Genomic DNA, 328 nt, shown 5'->3' on the forward strand with positions numbered 1-328 from the left:
GACCTTCTTCGCCACGCTCATGCCGATCAGGAACAGCACCACGGCGATGATGATGCCTGCCCAGAACAGGAACTTGGCGATGCCCACGGCGGCGCCAGCGATGCCGCCGAAGCCCAGCGTCGGCCAGTGTCGGCCGAAGGCCACCGCCAGCGGTAGGCCCACGTAGCCCAGCCCGATCACCGCGAAGCGCGGCGAAGCTGCTGCCGCAAGCGGCGCGCTCACGCAGCGCATCGGCCTTGACCTGCTCGACTTCGGCGCGCAGGCGCTCGACTTCGTCGTTGACGCCGGCGGTGGCAGCCGCATCGGCGGCACTCTGCTGGGATTCGAT

General features: G+C 69.2%; 1 protein-coding gene and 1 pseudogene. Both read right to left on the bottom strand.

Annotated elements, in window-relative coordinates:
• Nucleotides 1-162 (bottom strand): DUF1328 domain-containing protein (locus ABGA94_RS09995; protein WP_375367181.1); only part of this gene is annotated, 162 nt, incomplete at its 3' end.
• 49 nt (nucleotides 163-211) lie between these two features.
• Nucleotides 212-328, bottom strand: a pseudogene (locus tag ABGA94_RS10000) (nucleotide exchange factor GrpE); the annotation flags it as partial.

It is taken from the genome of Stenotrophomonas sp. 3diitr2024, assembly GCF_042136455.1.
GTDB lineage: Bacteria > Pseudomonadota > Gammaproteobacteria > Xanthomonadales > Xanthomonadaceae > Stenotrophomonas > Stenotrophomonas sepilia.